The organism is Cupriavidus numazuensis, from assembly GCF_905397435.1.
GTDB classification, from domain to species: Bacteria; Pseudomonadota; Gammaproteobacteria; order Burkholderiales; family Burkholderiaceae; genus Cupriavidus; species Cupriavidus numazuensis.
In genome coordinates, this window is record NZ_CAJPVI010000021.1 from 84,614 (window position 1) to 103,779 (window position 19,166).

The 19,166-nt window shown below is 66.3% G+C and carries 17 protein-coding genes; 7 read left to right on the forward strand and 10 right to left on the reverse strand.

The annotated features are described in order from the left end of the window. Nucleotides 1–259 precede the first annotated feature (259 nt). Nucleotides 260–1,042, forward strand: a complete 783-nt coding sequence (locus KHO41_RS18035; protein ID WP_211954641.1) for a hemerythrin domain-containing protein — start codon at nt 260–262, stop codon at nt 1,040–1,042. On the opposite strand, the gene KHO41_RS18040 is transcribed toward KHO41_RS18035, so the two are convergent. The 3 genes from KHO41_RS18040 to KHO41_RS18050 form a co-directional block, all read right to left on the reverse strand. Further along, nucleotides 1,043–2,419: a GAF domain-containing protein gene (locus tag KHO41_RS18040; RefSeq protein WP_211954642.1), complete on the reverse strand. Its 1,377-nt coding sequence runs from the start codon at nt 2,417–2,419 to the stop codon at nt 1,043–1,045. It abuts the gene before it with no gap. 23 nt (nt 2,420–2,442) lie between these two features. Beyond that, on the reverse strand, nt 2,443–3,003 hold the full coding sequence (locus tag KHO41_RS18045; protein WP_244873879.1) for a hypothetical protein: 561 nt from the start codon (nt 3,001–3,003) through the stop codon (nt 2,443–2,445). Between the two features lie 104 nt (nt 3,004–3,107). Next, the gene (locus tag KHO41_RS18050) at nt 3,108–4,349 is read right to left on the reverse strand and encodes an MFS transporter (RefSeq protein WP_211954643.1); all 1,242 of its coding nucleotides are present in this window, start codon (nt 4,347–4,349) and stop codon (nt 3,108–3,110) included. 127 nt (nt 4,350–4,476) lie between these two features. Between KHO41_RS18050 and KHO41_RS18055 the strand changes: the two genes are divergently transcribed. Then, entirely contained in the window at nt 4,477–5,304 is an 828-nt protein-coding gene (locus KHO41_RS18055) for an AraC family transcriptional regulator (RefSeq protein WP_211954644.1), read from the forward strand. A 331-nt stretch (nt 5,305–5,635) separates the two neighbouring features. Here the strand turns inward: KHO41_RS18055 and KHO41_RS18060 are convergent, their stop codons facing one another. From KHO41_RS18060 to KHO41_RS18070, 3 genes are all read right to left on the reverse strand, one after another. After that, nucleotides 5,636–6,859: a M20 aminoacylase family protein gene (locus KHO41_RS18060; RefSeq protein WP_211954645.1), complete on the reverse strand. Its 1,224-nt coding sequence runs from the start codon at nt 6,857–6,859 to the stop codon at nt 5,636–5,638. 244 nt (nt 6,860–7,103) lie between these two features. After that, nucleotides 7,104–7,946 carry a fumarylacetoacetate hydrolase family protein gene (locus KHO41_RS18065; RefSeq protein WP_211954646.1) on the reverse strand — a complete coding sequence of 281 codons (843 nt, stop codon included), beginning with the start codon at nt 7,944–7,946 and terminating at the stop codon, nt 7,104–7,106. Further along, nucleotides 7,943–8,671 carry a GntR family transcriptional regulator gene (locus KHO41_RS18070; protein WP_211954681.1) on the reverse strand — a complete coding sequence of 243 codons (729 nt, stop codon included), beginning with the start codon at nt 8,669–8,671 and terminating at the stop codon, nt 7,943–7,945. The genes KHO41_RS18065 and KHO41_RS18070 overlap by 4 nt, the downstream gene beginning before the upstream one ends. A gap of 189 nt (nt 8,672–8,860) precedes the next feature. Between KHO41_RS18070 and KHO41_RS18075 the strand changes: the two genes are divergently transcribed. The 5 genes from KHO41_RS18075 to KHO41_RS18095 all read left to right on the forward strand — a co-directional run bounded on the left by KHO41_RS18075 (nt 8,861) and on the right by KHO41_RS18095 (nt 14,442). Further along, nucleotides 8,861–10,159 (forward strand): MFS transporter, encoded by a 1,299-nt coding sequence (locus KHO41_RS18075; protein WP_211954647.1) that lies wholly within the window; start codon nt 8,861–8,863, stop codon nt 10,157–10,159. 80 nt (nt 10,160–10,239) lie between these two features. Beyond that, entirely contained in the window at nt 10,240–11,433 is a 1,194-nt protein-coding gene (locus KHO41_RS18080; RefSeq protein ID WP_211954648.1) for a serine hydrolase domain-containing protein, read from the forward strand. 65 nt (nt 11,434–11,498) lie between these two features. After that, entirely contained in the window at nt 11,499–12,227 is a 729-nt protein-coding gene (locus KHO41_RS18085; RefSeq protein WP_211954649.1) for a maleate cis-trans isomerase family protein, read from the forward strand. A 32-nt stretch (nt 12,228–12,259) separates the two neighbouring features. Then, nucleotides 12,260–13,681: a dihydropyrimidinase gene (gene hydA, locus KHO41_RS18090; RefSeq protein WP_211954650.1), complete on the forward strand. Its 1,422-nt coding sequence runs from the start codon at nt 12,260–12,262 to the stop codon at nt 13,679–13,681. Between the two features lie 23 nt (nt 13,682–13,704). After that, nucleotides 13,705–14,442, forward strand: coding sequence for an aspartate/glutamate racemase family protein (locus KHO41_RS18095; RefSeq protein ID WP_211954651.1), 738 nt, complete (start codon nt 13,705–13,707; stop codon nt 14,440–14,442). Nucleotides 14,443–14,561: 119 nt separating this feature from the next. Here the strand turns inward: KHO41_RS18095 and KHO41_RS18100 are convergent, their stop codons facing one another. From KHO41_RS18100 to dbpA, 4 genes are all read right to left on the reverse strand, one after another. Then, on the reverse strand, nt 14,562–15,194 hold the full coding sequence (locus KHO41_RS18100; RefSeq protein WP_211954652.1) for a glutathione peroxidase: 633 nt from the start codon (nt 15,192–15,194) through the stop codon (nt 14,562–14,564). An 89-nt stretch (nt 15,195–15,283) separates the two neighbouring features. Further along, entirely contained in the window at nt 15,284–16,774 is a 1,491-nt protein-coding gene (locus tag KHO41_RS18105; RefSeq protein ID WP_211954682.1) for an MDR family MFS transporter, read from the reverse strand. A 328-nt stretch (nt 16,775–17,102) separates the two neighbouring features. Next, nucleotides 17,103–17,543: a CBS domain-containing protein gene (locus KHO41_RS18110; protein ID WP_211954653.1), complete on the reverse strand. Its 441-nt coding sequence runs from the start codon at nt 17,541–17,543 to the stop codon at nt 17,103–17,105. A gap of 156 nt (nt 17,544–17,699) precedes the next feature. Then, the gene (dbpA, locus tag KHO41_RS18115) at nt 17,700–19,124 is read right to left on the reverse strand and encodes an ATP-dependent RNA helicase DbpA (RefSeq protein WP_211954654.1); all 1,425 of its coding nucleotides are present in this window, start codon (nt 19,122–19,124) and stop codon (nt 17,700–17,702) included. Nucleotides 19,125–19,166 lie beyond the last annotated feature (42 nt).

Sequence of the window (19,166 nt, forward strand, 5' to 3'; positions counted from 1 at the left end):
TCGCACGCATGCGCACCTGCAGCAAGCGCGCTCTCTGCTGTCATTCGCGTAGATTCGCGCAAACCCGCGCTTTAAGGAACAGTTAAGATTTCCTGAGCGAACTTTTACGAACCTGTCCCCGCGCCGCTTCCTAGACTGCCTTTCACGCGGCGGCCATTACCGGCCTGAGGGCCCCGCGATCCGGACCGTCCACGGCTCCGGACTTGCTGATGGCAGGCCGCCCCGGCACCGCACGTGCCCACAAGGAGACAGGTTCATCATGGCAGTCACAGGCAACACCCACGGCTTCGACCAACAAGACCAACAAGACCAACAAGACCAACAGGCACAACAGGCACAACAGGCGCCGCGCTTCGACATTTACGCGCGCATCCACAAGGCGCTGCGCGCCTTCATGGCCGACACGCTGCTGCGCGTAGGCCGCACCGACACCGACGACGAAGCCGAACTGCGCGGCTCGCTGAGCCAGGTACGGGACCTGCTCTCGGCCTGCGAGCAGCACCTGCACAAGGAAAACGATTACGTACACGCCGCCATGGAAGCGCGCGTGCCCGGCTCCACGACCCGCATCGCCCATGAGCATGAAGCGCATATGGCCGAGATCCGCGCGCTGCTCGCGCAGACCGACCGCGTCGCCGCCACGGTTCCCGCGGCGCGCGCGAATGCCATCCGCGAGCTGTACCGCCAGCTCTCGCTGTTCGTCGCCGAGAACTACGAGCACATGCATTTCGAGGAGACCCGGCACAACGCCGTGCTGTGGGCCAGCCATACCGATGCGGAACTGCTCGACGTCGAGAACCGCATCGTCGCGTCGCTGCCGCAGGAGACCGTCGGCGTGATCGCGCGCTGGATGCTGCCGAACGTCACGCCGGCCGAGCGCGCGCTGATGCTGGCGGGTATCCGCGACCATGCGCCCGCCGAGGCGTTCACCGGACTGCTCGACGTCTGCCGCACGCTGCTGCCGATGCCCGACTGGATGAAGCTCACGCGTGCGCTGGGGCTGCCCGCCGGCCCCACTCAAGCCATCTGGGCAGCGGGCTGATCAGCCGCCACGCTCCACATGCTCGATCCGCAGCGGCCGCGTCACGCGCAGCGCGAAGCGGCCGCGCCCGGTGCGCTCGATGCGCACGCTCGCGTCGCGCTCCACCAGGCGGCGCGCCAGCAGGACCAGCCGCGCTTCGAGGTTGTCGCTGATATCCGGCAGGCCGAGCGCCGGATCGAGCCGCAGTTCGCGGTTGGTGAAGGCCTCGCGCCCGGCGTGCAGATAGTCGCAGACGAGGCGGCGGAAGATCGCACCCGCCACACCCTTGATCAGGTAGTCGTCGTCGAGGAAAACGCTGCCGTCGGCTTCGAAGTAGCGCACGAGCACCGGTTGCGGCGCCGGTGGCGGCGCATCGCCCGATGCGACGGTGCCGGCGGACTCCTCTGCCGCGGCATCGGCGCTGGCCTGCAAGCCGCGCATAGCCTGGCCGAGCTGGGCGGCGAGCACCACGAGCGCGTCCTCGTCCTCGTAGGTAAAGCGCAGTTCCCGCTCGCTTTCGACGAACAGCACGCCAAGCAGCGCACTCCCCACGCAGACCGGCACGGCAAGCTGGCTGCCTGGCGCGGGCAATCCCGGCAGCGGGATCTCGGTATCGAGCCGTGCCGACAGCCCCGTGTCGATCACACTGTCGCGCATCGCGCGGCTGTAGCTGCGGTCGGAGGTCATGTGCATGATGCGGATCGGCGTGCGTTCGCGCGCGGCCACGCCGATCACGCCCTCCCCCAGCGCGATCTCGGAGCCGACACCGGACTCCGCATAGCCGTGGCTGGCCACGGTGTAGAGCCGTCCGGCGCTGGCGTCATGCATGAGCAGCATCGCGTGATCGACGCCGAACCCAGCCGCCAGGCCGGCCATCGTGGCATCGAAAAGCTGGTCGGTCTCGGTGCATGCCGCCAGCCGTTCGCTGAGGCAGCGCAGCGCGCCGAGCAACTGTCGGCGAGGGGCGTCGGACGGTGCGGGCAGCCGGCCGCCGCCCGGCACGGCTTCGATGGCCGATACCCGATACACGTCCGCGCCCTGCAGCCGGAACACGTTTTCCATGCCCGAATGCGAGGCGATGCCGGCCAGCCTTGCCTTCATATGCTCGAACAGCGGGCCGGACGTCTCGGTGCGCAGGTAGTGCACGTTCAGGCGGAACATCGCTGCGGTGTCCGGATGGATCATCAGCACGGTGCCGGCCGGATTGGCCAGTACGTTCTCGCGCGTCTTGTTGAAGAACTGGAACGACAGTGCGACATGCTCGGGGTCGACGAATTGCACGTGCGAGAGATAGGCGACATTGGGCGTGCCATCCGCCGCGCAGGTGGCCATCACGGCCGGAATCACGCCTTCGAGGCAATCGCGGATATCGGCGGCGGTCAGCGGCGGGGCCGTCATGGCTGCGCGTGTCGGCGTCGTGGTCAGGTGGCGGCCGGGCTCAGCGCCTGCCCGGCCTGGGCACCCGGCGTCTGCTGGAACGCGTGCGTCGGCGTGAAGCTGACGGCGACGAGGTCGTCGTCCGGACACGCGAGGAAAGCATGGGCGAGCGCGGCTTCGTGGCCGATCAGGCTGATTTCCTCGCCGAGCGCCTCGCGGTAGGCAGCGACGCGCGCGCAGTCGCCCGGCTGCAACGGCATCTCCCTGGCGTCGAAGCCTTTGAGTTGCAGCGTGCGGTGCGTGGTGGGCTCGCTGAAGACCACGGCGATCGACCGGTTTGCAGCAATGTCGGCCAGCACCTGCCGCGACTGCGTCTGGCACAGGAAGATGGTCACGCAGGCATCGTCGTCAGCGATGCGGAAACCGACGGCGCGCATCAGGTGCGGCACCAGCGCGGCGTCGCGCGTGGCGGCGATCACCGATACGCGGCGCCCGAGCACGGCGGCGTGTCCGTCAGCGCGCAACGCGGCGAGCGCCGAAGGCGGCGCTGCAGGCATCTGCGTGGCTGGCGTCGGTTCGGTGGAGGATGGCCGGCGTGCAGGCATAGTCATCCCAGTGTAGGAGACGGCGGCGCCAGTGAAAACGCCCCGCCAAAGCGGGGCGTCAGGGCGCTCTGTGCGCTGGCGCGCGTTAGTGCGCGTTGTTGCCGTCAGGCTGCCTTGCGCTTGCCGCCGAGGTCCGGCAGGAACACCGCGAGCAGGCCCAGCAGCGGCAGGAACGCGCACAGCTGGTACACGGTTTCGATGCCATGCGTATCGGCCAGCCCGCCCAGCACCGCGGCGCCGATGCCGCCCATGCCGAACGCGAAGCCGAAGAACATGCCCGACACCATGCCGACCTTGCCGGGAATCAGTTCCTGCGCGAACACGAGGATCGCCGAGAACGCCGAGGCCAGAATGAAGCCGATGATGAAGGTCAGCACGCCGGTCCAGAACAGGCCCACGTGCGGCAGCACCAGCGTGAACGGCGCGACACCGAGGATCGACGCCCAGATCACGCGCTTGCGGCCGATGCGGTCGCCGATCGGGCCGCCCAGAATGGTGCCGGCCGCCACCGCGAACAGGAACACGAACAGATAGATTTGCGCGGACTGGCGTGCCAGGCCGAACTTCTCCATCAGGTAGAAGGTGTAATAGGTGGTCAGGCTCGCCATGTAGAAGTACTTGGAGAACACCAGCACCATCAGCACCAGCATGGCCCGCACCACCACGCGTGTCGGCACCGGGCTGGCCACGGCGCCGCCCGCCTTGCCCTTGCGCGCGCGGTGCGCGATCTGCTCGGCGTACCAGCCGCCGATCTTCCACAGCACGGCGATAGCGAGCAGCGCCGCCAGCGAGAACCACGCGAGGCTCGCTTGCTTGTGCACGATGATTGCCGCCAGCAGCGGCCCCATGGCGCTGCCGCCGTTGCCGCCGACCTGGAAGATCGACTGCGCCAGCCCGTGCCGCCCGCCCGAGGCCATGCGCGCCACGCGCGACGATTCCGGATGGAAGATCGACGAACCGGTGCCGACCAGCGCGGCGGCCACGAGCAGCACGCCGTAAGTCGGCGCCACCGACAGCAGCAGCAGCCCGCCCAGCGTGAAGCCCATGCCGATTGCCAGCGAGCGCGGCTTCGGATGCTTGTCGGTGTACAGGCCCACGACCGGCTGCAGCAGCGATGCCGTGACCTGGTAGGTCATGGTCAGGAAGCCGATCTGCACGAAGCTCAGGTTGAAGCCGCCCTTCAGCATCGGGTAGATGGCCAGGATCAACGACTGGATCATGTCGTTGAGAAAGTGCGCAAAGCTGATCGCGTACAGCACGCGGTAGCCCGTACGCTCGGCGGCGTGCTCGGTCTTGGCGGCGGAAATGCCGGCAGCGGCGGAACTGGAGTCGATAGTGGTGCTCATTGGCGGTCTCGACAAAACAAAACGACGAACCACGGGGGCGCTCGCCGGGACAGTGTGAGAGGCGATGCTAACTGGCTGAAGCGCGCCTGTCCTGCGAGAATAGGTATGCAACCTTGGAGAAAAGGACATGCCTGCCTCAGGCCCTCGGAAGCCAGCGCCGCCGGAAGTCCAGTCGCTGGGCGACACCTACACAAATCCGCCACGCTATGTGCACTTCGACCGCGGCCCCATGCCGGTCACGGCGATGGCGGCGGACTACCAGCCCGGCGATGTCACCGCACAGCACCAGCATCCGCACGCCCAGCTGATCCATGCCGTGCACGGCGTGATGGTGGTCAGCACCGCCGAGGGGCAGTGGATCGTGCCGCCGACGCGCGGCATGTGGATGCCCGGTGGCACGATGCACTGGATCCGCATGGTGGGACAGGTGCAGATGCGCACCGCGTATGTCCGGCCGGATGCCGCGCCCGACCTGCCCCGGCGCTGCACTGTGCTCGGCATCTCGCCGCTGCTGCGGGAGCTGATCCTGGCAGCGATCGAAGTCCCGCTGCCCTACACGGCGGATTCGCGCGATGGCCGCCTGATGCGGCTGCTGCTGGATGAGGTTGTGCTGGTGCCCACCCTGCCACTGCACCTGCCGCATCCGGCCGACGCGGGCCTGCGCCAGATCTGCGATGCCATCGTCGCCGAACCAGATACGCAGTTGACGCTAGCCGGCTGGGGGGAACGTTTGGGCCTGGACCCCAAGACTATCCAGCGCCGCTTCGCGCGGGAAACGGGGATGACGTTCGGGCAGTGGCGTCAGCAGGCGCGGTTGCTTGCGGCGCTGGAGAGGCTGGCGGCCGGCACCAAGGTGGTGGATGTAGCGCTGGATCTCGGATACGAGAGCCCGAGTGCGTTTGCGACGATGTTCAAGAGGCAGTTCGGCGTACCGCCAAGCGCATTTTTTCGCTAAGAAGACCAGCTACAACAAAAGAAAGCGCACCGCCGTACGCCAGCGCTCGGTTTGCTTTTCTCTCCCCTTGATCGGCGCCTCGCGCTGGGCCGGCTCCGCGGTCGTCCGGGGCGGAGCCCCGGACAGCTCGCGCAGTGTCTGAGCAGCCGTTCAGGCTGCGAGTTTTGCGCGAGCGCCGCGGAGCTGGCCCAGCGCGAGGGGGTGTCGCCGATCACGGGGTCGCCTTTCTTGCTTCTTCTTTGGCGAGACAAAGAAGAAGTAGCCTCCGAAGGAGGCTATCTTGGGGCGCGGAAGCAGCGATACCGCATGCAGCATCGCAACAGCGAGATCATCACCTTGCCAGGTAGCGCTCTACGAGCCTCGTCCAATAGGCCGCGCCTACCGTCAGGTTCTCGTCATTGAAGTCGTACGCCGGGTTGTGCAGTAGTGGCTGATTGGCACCGTTCCCGAGCCGTACGAAACAGCCCGGCCTTTGCTGCAGGTAATACGCGAAATCCTCGCTCCCAGTGATCCGCGCGGCTTGCGACACCACCTTGTCGGCACCGACCAGTTCCTCTGCGATCTGACGTGCGAATTCGGTTTCGCGCTCGCTGTTGATCAGCACCGGATAGCCATGCACATAGTTCACTTCCGCCACGGCGCCGTAACCCTCCGCGTGCGCGATCGCGAGCTGGCGAATGCGGGCTTCCAGCGAAGCCCGCACATCGGGGCTGAACGAGCGCACGCTGATCTCCATGCGCGCGCTGTCCGGGATCACATTGACGGCGTGGCCTGCGTGCAGCGTCCCGATGGTGACCACCGCAGCTTCGTTCGGGTCGACGTAGCGCGAGACCACCGACTGCATGGCCATCACCAGGCTGCCGGCCACGAGGATCGGATCGACCGACTGGTGCGGACGCGCCGCGTGGCCGCCCTTGCCGCGAATTGTGATCGTCACCGTGTCGCACGCCGCCATGAACGGCCCCGAGCGGAACAGGAAATTCCCCTGCTCCACACCCGGATGGTTGTGCAGGCCGAAGATGGCATCGCACGGGAAGCGCTCGAACAGGCCATCGGCCAGCATGCGCTCCGCACCGCCGCCAGCGCCGATTTCCTCGGCCGGCTGGAAGATCAGGTGTACGGTGCCGTTGAAGTTCAGCGTGCGCGCCAGCTGCTTCGCGGCGCCTAGCAGGATCGTCGTGTGCCCGTCGTGACCGCACGCATGCATGCGCCCTTCGTTGACGCTCGCGTACGCCAAGCCGGTGCGTTCGTGGATGGGCAACGCGTCCATGTCCGCGCGGATGCCGATGCTGCGCCCCCCAGTCCCCGCCTTCAGCGTGCCGACCAGACCAGTACCGCCGACGCCGCGCGTCACCGTGAAGCCCCAGCTTTCCAGCAGGCTGGCTACCAGCCCGGAGGTGCGGACTTCATCGAAGGCAAGTTCAGGATTCTGGTGGATGTTGCGCCGGATGGCTTCGAGTTCGGCGCGGCTGTCCAGTGTGTCGGTCAGTGCGCAGAAGCGGCGCTTCAGAGTGGTACCAAGGTAAGTCTCGATCTCGGGGGCGTGCTCGGACATGGCATTGCTCTTCTGGCAGGTACTGCAGGACGGTCAGAACGCCGCCCTTAGAAACAGTATTTCACGCAGAAATGGCAACGGAAAGCCAACACTCGGATTTCCTGTAAATCAATGTAATCCAGCCCTCTTTCGGCACCGGAACTGTTGCTCTGGTGGCACGCTTTGTATGGAAACCCAACGCTTTGTATGAAAGCGTTTCGATGGGGAACCTTGGCGGGCGCCTTGCACGCCCGCCATGCGCACTTCACTCGTACGCCACGACCTTCTGCGTCTGCACGCCGAGCCCTTCAATGCCGAGGCGCATCGTGTCGCCCGCCTTCAGGAAGCGCGGCGGCTTGAAGCCCATGCCCACGCCGGGCGGCGTACCCGTGGCGATCAGGTCGCCGGGTTGCAGCGTCATGAAGCGGCTGACATAGCTGACCACCGTGGCCACGTCGAAGACCATGGTCGTCGTGCTGCCTTTCTGCACGCGCTCGCCATTGACCTCGAGCCACAGGCCAAGCGCCTGCGGGTCAGCCACCTCATCGCGCGTCACCAGCCACGGGCCGACCGGGCAGAACGTGTCGCAGCCCTTGCCCTTGTCCCAGGTGCCGCCACGCTCGATCTGGAACTCGCGTTCCGACACATCGTTGACCACGCAGTAGCCGGCCACGTGGCTCAGCGCGTCCTCGCGCGTGACATTGCGTGCGGTCGTGCCGATCACCACGCCCAGCTCCACTTCCCAGTCGGATTTCAGCGAACCGTACGGCAGCATCACGTCGTCGTCCGGGCCGTTGAGCGAGCTGTTGGCCTTCAGGAAGACGATCGGCTCGGCCGGCAGCGGCATGCCGGCTTCGGCGGCGTGGTCCGCATAGTTCAGGCCAATCGCGATGATCTTGCCGATACCGGTCCAGGGCACGCCAAAGCGTGCGCCCTCCACCACCGGCAACTTGCCAGCATCCACCTGCGCCAGGCGCGCGAGCGCTTCCGGCGAGAGCTGCGCCGCGTTGAAGTCGGCCACCACGCCCGACAGGTCACGCACCTTGCCCTGCGCGTCGATGAGGCCCGGGCGCTCGGCGCCGGGCTGGCCAGTTCTTACCAGTTTCATTGTCTTCCCTTCGATGGATTGGCTTGGCGGCCAGCGTCGCCTGCGAGCGAGCGCGCGACCACGGTCAGCACTTCTTTGGCGGTGTTCTCGGAATGCCGGCGCAGCACCTGCGCCAGGCGCGGACGGCCGGGCTCGCGCAGCGCGGCCATGATTTCCTCATGTTCCTCATGCGACTCCTGCCAGCGCAGCGTATCCGCATTGGCGGCGCCGCGTGCGCGGTGCACCTTGCTCATCAGCGCGGCATACACGCTGGCCAGCACCGGATTGACGGTGCTGTCGATGATGAGCTGGTGGATTTCCTGGTTGATGCGGAAGTAGTCGGTACGCCGGCCCGCCGCATGCGCCTCGATCATGGCCTGGTGCCGGCGCTCGAGCTTGGTCAGCCCGGCCTCGGTCAGCCGCAGTGCGGCCAGTTCGCCGGCGGTCGCCTCCAGGCCGTGCAGCGTCTCGAAGGTGGCGCGCAGTTCGTCCAGGTCCAGCGGCGCCACACGGTAGCCGATGTACTGCCGATGCAGCACCAGCCCTTCGGCCACCAGCACCTTGAGCGCCTCGCGCAGCGGCGTCTTCGAGACATCGAACGCCTCGCAGAAGGCCCGCTCGTCGATGCGTTCGCCGGGCGGCAGCTCGCCCTCTTCAATCATCGTGCGCAGCCGCGCCGCGATCTCGGCGGACATGCCCAGCGTGCGCAATCGGGCGGTTTTCGGAAGCGTTTGTGTCACGGACATCACCAGCATGGGGAATTTGCACCATTCGAAGGCTATCACACCCGGAAATTGTGCAACCACGCACACGTAAAATCAATGACTTACGAGAGTTGTAATTACAGATTACGTATCCTATACTCCGGCCAGTTGCGCGACACCTACTACAAACGCCTCAACCGAAGGACCTACGGAGCAAGGAGACACCCCGTCATGCAAACGACAAGCCAAGCCGGCACGCTCACTGCCACGCGCAGCACTGTGCGCTGGAAAATCTTCCTGATGATGTTGATGCTCGTCGCCATCAACTACATCGATCGCGCCTCGCTTTCGGTGGCCATGCCACTGATCGCCAAGGAGTTCGACCTCAGCCCCGCCATGCAGGGCCTGATTCTCAGTTCCTTCTTCTGGACCTACGCCTTCATGCAGATCCCGGGCGGGATGCTGGCCGACAAGTACAAGCCGCGCATCGTGATCGCCTGCGCCACCGTGTTCTGGGGCTTCTTCCAGGCGATCGCGGCGGTCTGCACCAACGCCACCTCGCTGCTGCTGACCCGACTGGGGCTGGGCGCGGCCGAAGCGCCGATCTACCCGGCCGGCGGCAAGCTCAACGCCATCTGGATGACGCAGAACGAACGCGGCCGCGGCGCCACGCTGCTTGACGGCGGTGCACCGCTGGGCGCGGCGCTCGGCTCGCTCATCATCGCCGGACTGATCAGCGAACTCGGCTCCTGGCGCATGTCGTTCGTGGTCGCCGGCGTCGGCACCGTGCTGGCCGGCTTCGTGGCCTGGTGGTACATCCGCAATTCCCCGCGCGAACACAGCGGCGTCAATGAACTGGAAGCGCGCCACATCGAGGAAGCGCATGCCCGCGAGCACAGCGCCGAGCCGACCAACCTGTCCGGCCGTTCGCTCGACTTCTTCAAGTACCGCTCGGTGTGGTGCATGGCCATCAGCTGGATGTGCTTCAACGCCGTCTTCTACGGCCTGCTGACCTGGATGCCGACCTACCTGAGCAAGGCGCGCGGCTTTGACCTGAAGACGATGGGCGGTGCGAGCTTCCTGATCTTCATGAGCGGCTTCGTTGGCGAACTCGTCGGTGGCTGGATCGCCGACAAGTGGAAGGAAGCCGGCGGCCGCCCCAATGTGGTGATGCGCACGCTGTTCGGCATTGCAGCCGTGGTCGCCACTGTGTCGATCTTCTCGGTGGCCTATGTCACTGATGCGGTGGCCGTGGTGGCGCTGCTCTCCTCTACCCTGTTCTTCCTGCGCTGGTGCGGCCTGTTCTGGTCGGTGCCGTCGATGCTCGGCACGCGCAACAAGATCGGTTTCCTGGGCGGCGTGATGAACCTGGGCGGCAACATCGCCGGCATCAGCGTGCCGATCATCGTCGGCCTGATCGTGCAAGCCACGGGCTCGTACTTCCTGGCGCTGATGTTCTTTGCCGCCTGCGGCGTCGGCCTGCTGTTCGCGTCGACCAACATCGACTACGAAAAGAAGATCCCGGTCTGAGCGACCGTTCCCCCAGCAACGCTGCATCCGCCGCGCCGGCGTCCGTCCGACGGTCCGCGCGGCGGTGGAGGAGACACACCATGACTCGCATTTCCCGCATGCTGGCCGGCGCCGTGCTTGCGCTGGGCGCCCTGCAAGTCCACGCCGCTCCGGCGGCGCCCGCACGCCCGGCAGATGGCATTCCGACTGCGCAGCCTGAAGCGGTCGGCGTCGATTCAGCAAAGCTCGTCGCGTTATCCGAATGGATCCGCCGCGACAAGCTCGACGTGCGCAGCCTGCTCGTCATCAAGGACGGCAAGCTAGTGTTCGAGCGCTACGGCGACGGCCTCTCGCGCGACTACAACCACGAGCTGTACTCCGTCACCAAGTTCATCAGCGCACTGCTCGTCGGCACGCTGGTCGGCGACGGCAAGCTCAGCGCCGAAGACACACCCGCGCCGCGCCTCGCGGCTGCGCGCCCCGACCTGGCCCCTGCCCTCGCCGACAAGAAAGCGATCCAGCTGCGCCACCTGATGTCGATGTCGAGCGGCCTCTCGTACAAACTCGTGGAAGGCACCGACACGCTGTACTACGGCGTGCCCGACCGGCTCAAGGTTGCGGCGTCCGCCAGCGTGCGTGTCGCGCCCGGCAAGGAGTTCGACTACATCGACGTGAACCCCGTGCTGGTCGGAGCCACCGTCAGCCAGGTCACCGGACTGCCGGAACAGCAATATGCCGAACAGCGCCTGTTCAAGCCGCTCGGCATGCAGCACTACCGCTGGGATGGCGCCGACGGCAAGGGCGCCGTATCCGGTGGCTGGGGCCTGCGCCTGCGCTCGATCGACATGGCGCGGCTCGGCATGCTGATGCTGAACCAGGGCCGCTGGAACGGCCAGCAGGTCGTGCCGGCCTCATGGGTCGCGCGCATGACCACGCCGTCCGGCCCGGCGCCCGACTACGGCTTCTACTGCTGGATCAATAACATCGTGAAGAGCGAGCGCGAGTTCAGCGCCATGGGCTACAAGGGCCAGTTCATCACTGTGCTGCCCAAGCAGAACGCCGTCATCGTGATGAACAGCATCATGTCCACGCAAGGCGGCCTGCGCGACGCGGCGTACCTCGACCTGTACCGGCGCATGGTGAACGACTACGTGCTGCCCGCGCTGCAGGCCGGCAAGACCGTGCATCCCGATGCAGCCCGGCAGGCCGCGCTGCAGAAGGAGCTCGAACTGGCACGCACGAGCCAGCGCGTGCCCGGCACCGCCCTCGCCTTCAACGACAAGCCCGAACAGTAAGCCACGACACAACAACTTGCGAGGCGCCGATGACGGCGCCCGCACCACTCCTGAGAACTACTGCAATGACCAAGCAAATCCGCCTCGGCATGCTGACGCCGTCTTCCAATACCGCGCTCGAACCGATTACCAGCGCGATGGTCAGCGGCCTGCCCAACGTGAGCGCGCATTTCTCGCGCTTTACCGTCACCGAGATCTCGCTGCGCGACCAGGCCCTGGGCCAGTTCGATCTCGAGAAGATCCTGGGCGCCGCACGCCTGCTGGCCGACGCGCGTGTCGACGTGATCGCGTGGAACGGCACCTCGTCGGGCTGGCTCGGCTTCGACAAGGATGAAGCGCTGTGCAAGCAGATCACCGAAGCCACCGGTATCCCCGCTACCACTTCGGTACTGGCACTCAACGAGATCCTCGAAAAGACCGGCGCACGCCGTTTCGGCCTGGCCACGCCGTACCTCAACGACGTGCAGCAGCGCATCATCGCCAACTACGCGCGCAGCGGCTTCGACTGCTCGCTCGAACGCCACCTGGAGCTGCACGTGAACTACAGCTTCGCCGAAGTCGAAGAGGACACCATCCGCACCATGGTGCGCGAACTCGCCAAGGACAAGCCGCAGGCCATCACCACGTTCTGCACCAACCTGCGCGCCGCGCACCTGGTGGAAGCGCTGGAAGCCGAGACCGGCATTCCCGTGTACGACACCATCTCCACCGTGGTGTGGAAGTCGCTGCGCCTGGCAGGCGTGGACACGCGCGCGCTGACCGGCTGGGGCCGGCTGTTCCGCGAAGTCGAGTAAAGCGACATCATCAACGAATCGGAGTGATGACCATGCCCGCAGACAACACCCTCGACCTCGTGATCCGCAATGCCGACGTGGTCACCGCTTCGGATCGGTTCCAGTGCGATATCGGCGTGCGCGACGGCCGCATCGTCGCGCTCGGCCACGGCCTGCCGCAAGGCAACCGCGAAGTCGATGCCACCGGCCTGCTCGCGCTGCCCGGCGGTGTCGACGGCCACTGCCACCTCGACCAGCCCATGCCTGACGGCATGCGCATGGCCGATGATTTCTTCACCGGCACGCGCGCGGCCGTGTGCGGCGGCACCACCACAGTGATCCCGTTCGCCGCGCAGGAAAAGGGCGCTTCGCTCAAGGCCGCGGTGGCGGACTACCATCGCCGTGCCGAAGGCCGCGCCGTGATCGACTACGCGTTCCACCTGATCGTGGCCGACCCCACGCCCACCGTGTTGCAGGACGAACTGCCCACGCTGATCCGCAAGGGCTATACCTCGTTCAAGGTCTACATGACCTATGACGACCTCAAGCTGTCGGATCGCGAAATGCTGGAAGTGCTCGACGTCGCGCGCGAACACAAGGCGCTCGTGATGGTCCATGCAGAGAACTCCGACTGCATCTCGTGGCTGACCGACAAGCTGACCGGGGAAGGGCGCATCGCTCCGCGCTTCCACGGACTTGCACGTCCCGCGCCGGTCGAGCGCGAGGCCACGCACCGCGCCATCACGTTCGCGGAACTCGTCGACGTACCGATCCTGATCGTGCATGTGTCGGGCAAGGAAGCGATCGAGCAGATTCGCTGGGCACAGGGCAGGGGACTGAAAATCCTGGCCGAGACGTGCCCGCAGTACCTGTACCTCACCGCCGACGACATGGGCCTGCCCGGCGACGATGGCTACGAAGGCGCCAAGTGCGTATGCAGCCCGCCGCCGCGCGATCCGGAGAACCAGGCCGCCGTGTGGCGCGCACTGGTGAACGGCGTGTTCAGCGTGTTCTCGTCGGACCATGCACCGTTCAACTACGACGATCCCGAAGGCAAGAAGCTTGGCGGCAGCACCGAGCATTCGTTCGACCACATTCCCAATGGCGTGCCCGGCATCGAAACGCGCCTGCCACTGCTGTTCGACGGCGTCGCGCAGGGCAGGCTGTCGCTGCACCAGTTCGTCGAGCTGACTTCGTATCGCCCGGCCAAGATCTATGGCCTTTATCCGCGCAAAGGCACCATCGCGGTCGGCGCCGATGCCGACATCGTGCTGTGGGACCCGGTGCGCAAGGTGCGTATCACCAACAGCGCCCTGCACCATGCGGTCGACTACACGCCGTATGAAGGCATCGACGTCACCGGCTGGCCCGTGACGTGCTTCTCGCGCGGCGACATGCTGGTGCGCGATGGCGAGTACCTGGAGCCCGCTGCCGGACGCGGCAGGTTCCTCGAAGCCGGCCAACCCGAGGTCTGAACCCGAAACATCGCAAACCCGATATGAACCTCCTGATCGTCAACCCCAACATCAGCGAGTCGGTCACCGACCTGATTCACGCGGAAGCCCTGCGCACTGCCTCGCCCGATACGAACATCACCATGGCCACGGCGCCGTTCGGCGTGGCGTATATCGAAACGCGCTTCGAGGCACTGGTCGGCGGCTACGCGACCGCCTGCGCTGCGGCCGAACACGCCGGCAAGTTCGACGGCCTTGTGGTCGCCGCGTTCGGCGATCCTGGCCTGGCCGGACTCAAGGAGCTGTTCGACGTGCCCGTGGTCGGCATGACCGAAGCCGCGCTGGCCAGTGCATGCCTGCTCGGCCAGCGCTTCTCGATCATCGCGATCTCGCATCGTATCGAGGCGTGGTATCGCGAATGCGTGGCGAGCAATGGACTCTCCTCGCGCCTGGCGAGCGTCCGTTCGCTGCAGGAGCCGCTGCGCGATATCGGCAGCGTGCAGGAAGACCATGCCGCGCGTTTGGAAGAACTTAGCCTGCAGGCAGTACGTCAGGATGGCGCCGACGTGATCATCGTCGCCGGTGCGCCGCTCGCGGGCCTGGCCCGTTCGCTCAAGGGCCGCATCCCGGTGCCGGTTGTCGATGGCGTCAGCAGTGCCGTACGGCATTGCGAATCGCTGGTGGCACTGCAGCCCGGCAACACGCGCGAAGGCAGCTTCGCGCGCCCGCCGCGCAAGCCCAACGCCGGCCTGCCACCGGCGCTGGCACAGCTGCTCGCCTGAGGACGGCTCAGTCCGGGCACGACTGTAGCTCACATAGCGCCGGTGAAGCGCAACCCCAGGAAGCAAAACAGCCCGGCCATGGCCGGGCTGTTGCAATCGAAAGACAGGATGCGGGCCGCTCAGCGCGGGCCGGCCAGCAACTGCTCGATCTTCGCCACGAATTGCTTGTCGTCGGGCGTGGTCATGCTGTTGTAGCTGCCCACCACCTTGCCGTTGCGGTCGATCAGGTACTTGTAGAAGTTCCACTTCGGCGTGGTGCCGGTTTCCTTTGCCAGCAGCGCGTACATCGGATTGACGTCACCGCCGCGCACGTGAGACTTGCCCAGCATCGGGAATTTGACGCCGTAGGTGTTGTAGCAGAAGTCGGCGATCTCCTTGGCCGACCCCGGCTCCTGCGAGAAGTCGTTGGACGGGAAGCCCAGCACCACCAGCCCGCGGTCGCGGTACTTGCTGTACAGCGCCTCCAGCCCTTCATACTGCGGCGTGAAACCGCAATAGCTCGCGGTGTTGACCACCACCACGACCTTGCCAGCGTACTGGCACAGGTTCTGCGGTGCTTCGTCCTGCAAGCGCGGGAACTGGAAGTTGAGCGAGGCCGGGCAGTTGCCTGCCGGGGCTGCGGCCGGGAGAGCGGCAGGCTTGTCAGCGGCGTGCGCCGGATGCAGCAGCAGTGCGGCGCTGGCAGCGGCAAGCGCGATGACAAGCATGGCAGGGCGCACGGAAGCGGCGAGGGCGGTCTGGCGGCGGTTCATGCGATGTCTCCTGTCTCCATTAGGGGCGGCTCGCTGTATCGGGTACGCGATAGTCTACGCCGATGCCTGGTCTGGCGCCGGCCGGCGGCTCAGTCCATGGCCAGCGTGGCGGCGTGTTCCGTGACGCTACCGCGCAGCTCAATGTCCGGCATGCAGCGCACGATGCCAAGCGCCAGGAGCGCGGCGACCGCGCCTACGGCAAAGATCAGCTGGAAGCCCGATTCGACACCGGCCGAAAGTATCTGGCGCACTGCCGGAGATAGCTGCGCGAACGCTTCGCTGCCATGCCGCAGCGCGCCGAGATCCAGCGCCTGCGTCACCCCGGCAGCGGCCGTGGCGTGGCGGAATTCAAGCGTGAGCAGCGTACCGGCGAGCGCGCCGCCCAAGGCGCTGCCGAGCGAGCGCAGCACCAGCAGGGCGCCGGTGCCAGCGCCCGTGTCGCGGCGCTCCAGCACGTTCTGCACGCTCATCAGCGTGCCGACCATGACCATGCCGAGGCCTGTACCGCCGACGGCCATCGCCAGCAGCACCACGGCGACCGGCACGGCGGGCGTAGCGAGTGCCAGCACTGCCAGCCCGATCGCACCGGCAATGAAGCCGGCCGTCAGGATGCCGCGCATGCGGCCCACGCGCGGCGCGAGCCACGCCACGATGAAATTGCCCGCCACCGTGGCCAGCAGGAATGGCACCACCAGCAGCCCCGACATCGACGCATCGGCGCCGCGCACGAGCTGGAAATGCAGCGGCAGGGCAAAGATGCACAGGAAGATGTTCAGCGCGGCCAGCGCCGAAGCTGCCACGCCCATCACATAGGCACGGTTGGCAAAGAGCCGCGGCGGCAGCATCGGATCGGCGGCACGCCGCTCCTGCCAGACCAGCCCGGTGACAGCGGCCACTGTGACCACCGCCAGCATGCCCAGCTGCGGCGAGATCCAGTCGAACACATCGCCGCCCCAGCTCATCGCGAGCAGGAATGCGACGATGGCCGCAGCCAGCAGCAGGGCGCCCAGCCAGTCCACGCGTGCGCGGCCGCCGCGCACCGGCAGCATGGCCAGGCCGCGGTAGCACAGCAGCATCGCCAGCCCGCCCAGCGGCAGGTTGATCCAGAACAGCCAGCGCCACGACAGGTGGTCCGACACCCAGCCGCCCACGAGCGGACCGGCGATCGACGCCACCGCCCACACCGTGGCCAGGTAGCCCTGGTAACGGCCGCGCTGGCGCGGCGCCACCACGTCGGCAATGGCCGCCTGCGCGAGCGACATCAGCCCGCCGCCGCCGATGCCTTGCAGCGCGCGGAACAGGATCAGCTGCCCGAGCGACTGCGCCATCGCGCACGCCACCGAAGCCAGGATGAACAGCGTGATCGCCACCATCAGCAGCCGGCGCCGGCCAAAGTTGTCGGACAGCTTGCCGTACAGCGGCGTGGCGACGGTCGAGGTGATCAGGTACGCGGTCACGATCCACGACAGGTGACCGAAGCCGTTCAGGTCATTGGCAATCGCCGGCACGGCCGGGATCACCACGGTCTGGTCGAGCGCCGCCAGCAGGATGCACAGCACGATGCCGCCGATCACGCGCATGATGGCCTGGTGATCGGGAGCGGCGGCAAGCGGAATGGAAGTGTTGGCCTGGCTGGCCGGGGTAAGCGAGGACATGGGCAGACAACGACAGGCGGCAGCCATGTGGCTGCGCACGCAAAACTGGGGAATTGACCGGCCAGGTATTGAATCCGCGCGGTGACGGCGCAAGGCCGTGGCGGAAGAAGCCGGATACGTTTATTCAGTAACCGCATAATTATATGCGGTTATCGTCTATCGCGTGCGGCGGCGCTGCAACACAGCGGCCGCGCGCACGGGCGCTGCCGTAGCGACCGGCAGTCGCCCGCGTGGAGGTACGGCAGGTGGCGTGCTAGCGACTGCCGCCGTGGATGTAATGCTCGAGCTGCTCGATGATGAACTGCTGCTCGGAGATGATGTCCTTCACCAGGTCACCGATCGACAGCATGCCGACCAAGTCCTCGCCGTTCATCACCGGCAAGTGGCGCATGCGGTGCTTGGTCATCAGCGCCATGCACTCGTCGGTGCTCTGGTCTCCGCTGACATAGATGACCGAGGAGGTCATGATGTCGCGCACCAGCGTATCGCGCGACGAGCGCTGCATCAGGATCACCTTGCGCGCATAGTCACGCTCGCTCAGGATGCCAACAATCTTGCCGTGCTCCATCACCAGCACGGCGCCGATGCCTTTTTCCGCCATCAGCTGCAGCGCGGCATACACCGTCGCCGTGGGCGGAATGCTGAAGATGGCCTGCGTCGGCTTGGACTCTAAGACCTGGCGTGCGGTTTTCATCACCCACTCCCTCTTCTGTCGATCATGCGGTACGGCAGAGATGCCATGTCCATCCAGATTAGCAAAGGATCGGGCGGCCTTACAGGGTGACTTACACGAATCTTCGTGAAGTCAGATCTGCGAGAAACTATGCGGTGGCCCCCATGCGGACGCGGCTCACTCGGTCAGCATCCTCACCTTCACTTTTTTGCCTTTCACCTTCCCGGCGTTCAACCGGCGCACGGCTTCACGCCCGATGGCCCGATCCACCGCGATGTAGGTCGACATCTCCATCACGTTGATCTTGCCGATCTGTTCCTTGGTGAAGCCGGCCTCGCCGGTCAGCGCGCCGAGGATATCGCCGGGCCGGATCTTTTCCTTGCGGCCGCCCAGCATCTGCAGCGTGACCATCGGCGGCAGCAGGCGCTCGGTGCTCGCGGCGCGCAGTTCGGCCAGCGGGTGCCATTCGAACTCGCCGCCGTGATGCTGCTCCAGGTTGCCCACGCGCCCCATCTCATCCATGCTGACCAGGCTGAACGCGTGGCCTTCCTCGCCGGCACGGCCGGTGCGGCCGATGCGGTGGATATGCACTTCCGGGTCGGGCGTGATTTCCACGTTGATCACCGCCTCCAACTGGGCGATATCCAGCCCGCGCGCGGCCACGTCGGTCGCCACCAGCACCGAGCAGCTGCCATTGGCGAACTGCACCAGCACCTGATCGCGGTCACGCTGCTCCAGGTCGCCATGCAGCGCCAGCGCCTGGAAACCCTGGCCGCGCAGCAGGTCGACCAGGTCGCGGCAGCGCGCCTTGGTGTTGCAGAACGCCAGCGTGCTGGCCGGGCGGAAATGATCGAGCAGGCGGCCCACCGCAGCGAGCCGCTCGCCTTCCTCGACTTCATAGAAATACTGGCGGATGCTCGAGCTATCGTGTTTTTCGGCCAGCTTTACTTCCTGCGGCTTGCGCAGGAACTTCTGGCTGAGCTTGTCGATGCCCGCCGGATACGTGGCCGAAAACAGCATCGTCTGGCGTTCGCGCGGGCAGCGGCTGGCGACGTAAGAGATATCGTCGAAAAAGCCCATGTCGAGCATGCGGTCCGCTTCGTCGAGCACCAGCGTGTTGATCGCGGACAGTTCGAGGCTGCCACGGTCGATATGGTCGAGGATGCGGCCCGGCGTGCCCACCACGACGTGCGCGCCGTGCACCAGGCTGTCCACCTGCGGGCGCATCGGCGAGCCGCCGCACAGCGTCAGCACCTTCACGTTCTCTTCGGCCCGGGCAAGGCGGCGGATTTCCTGCGTGACCTGGTCGGCCAGCTCGCGCGTGGGGCACAGCACCATGGCCTGGACGTCGAAGCGGCGCGCATCGAGCCGGTGCAGCAGCGCCAGCGCGAACGCGGCGGTCTTGCCGCTGCCGGTCTTGGCCTGCGCGATCAGGTCGTGGCCGGCGAGCGTCAGCGGCAGGCTCGCGGCCTGGATCGGCGTCATCTCGTCATAGCCGAGCTGGGCCAGCGTGGCGAGCATGGCCGGCGCCAGGGGCAGGGTGGAGAATTCGGCGGCGGGCGCGGCAGCGCCGGCTTGCGGGGGCAGGGAGCTTGTGTTCATGCCGGATTGTAGCAACGCGGGGTCAATGGGCCAGCCGGAAGA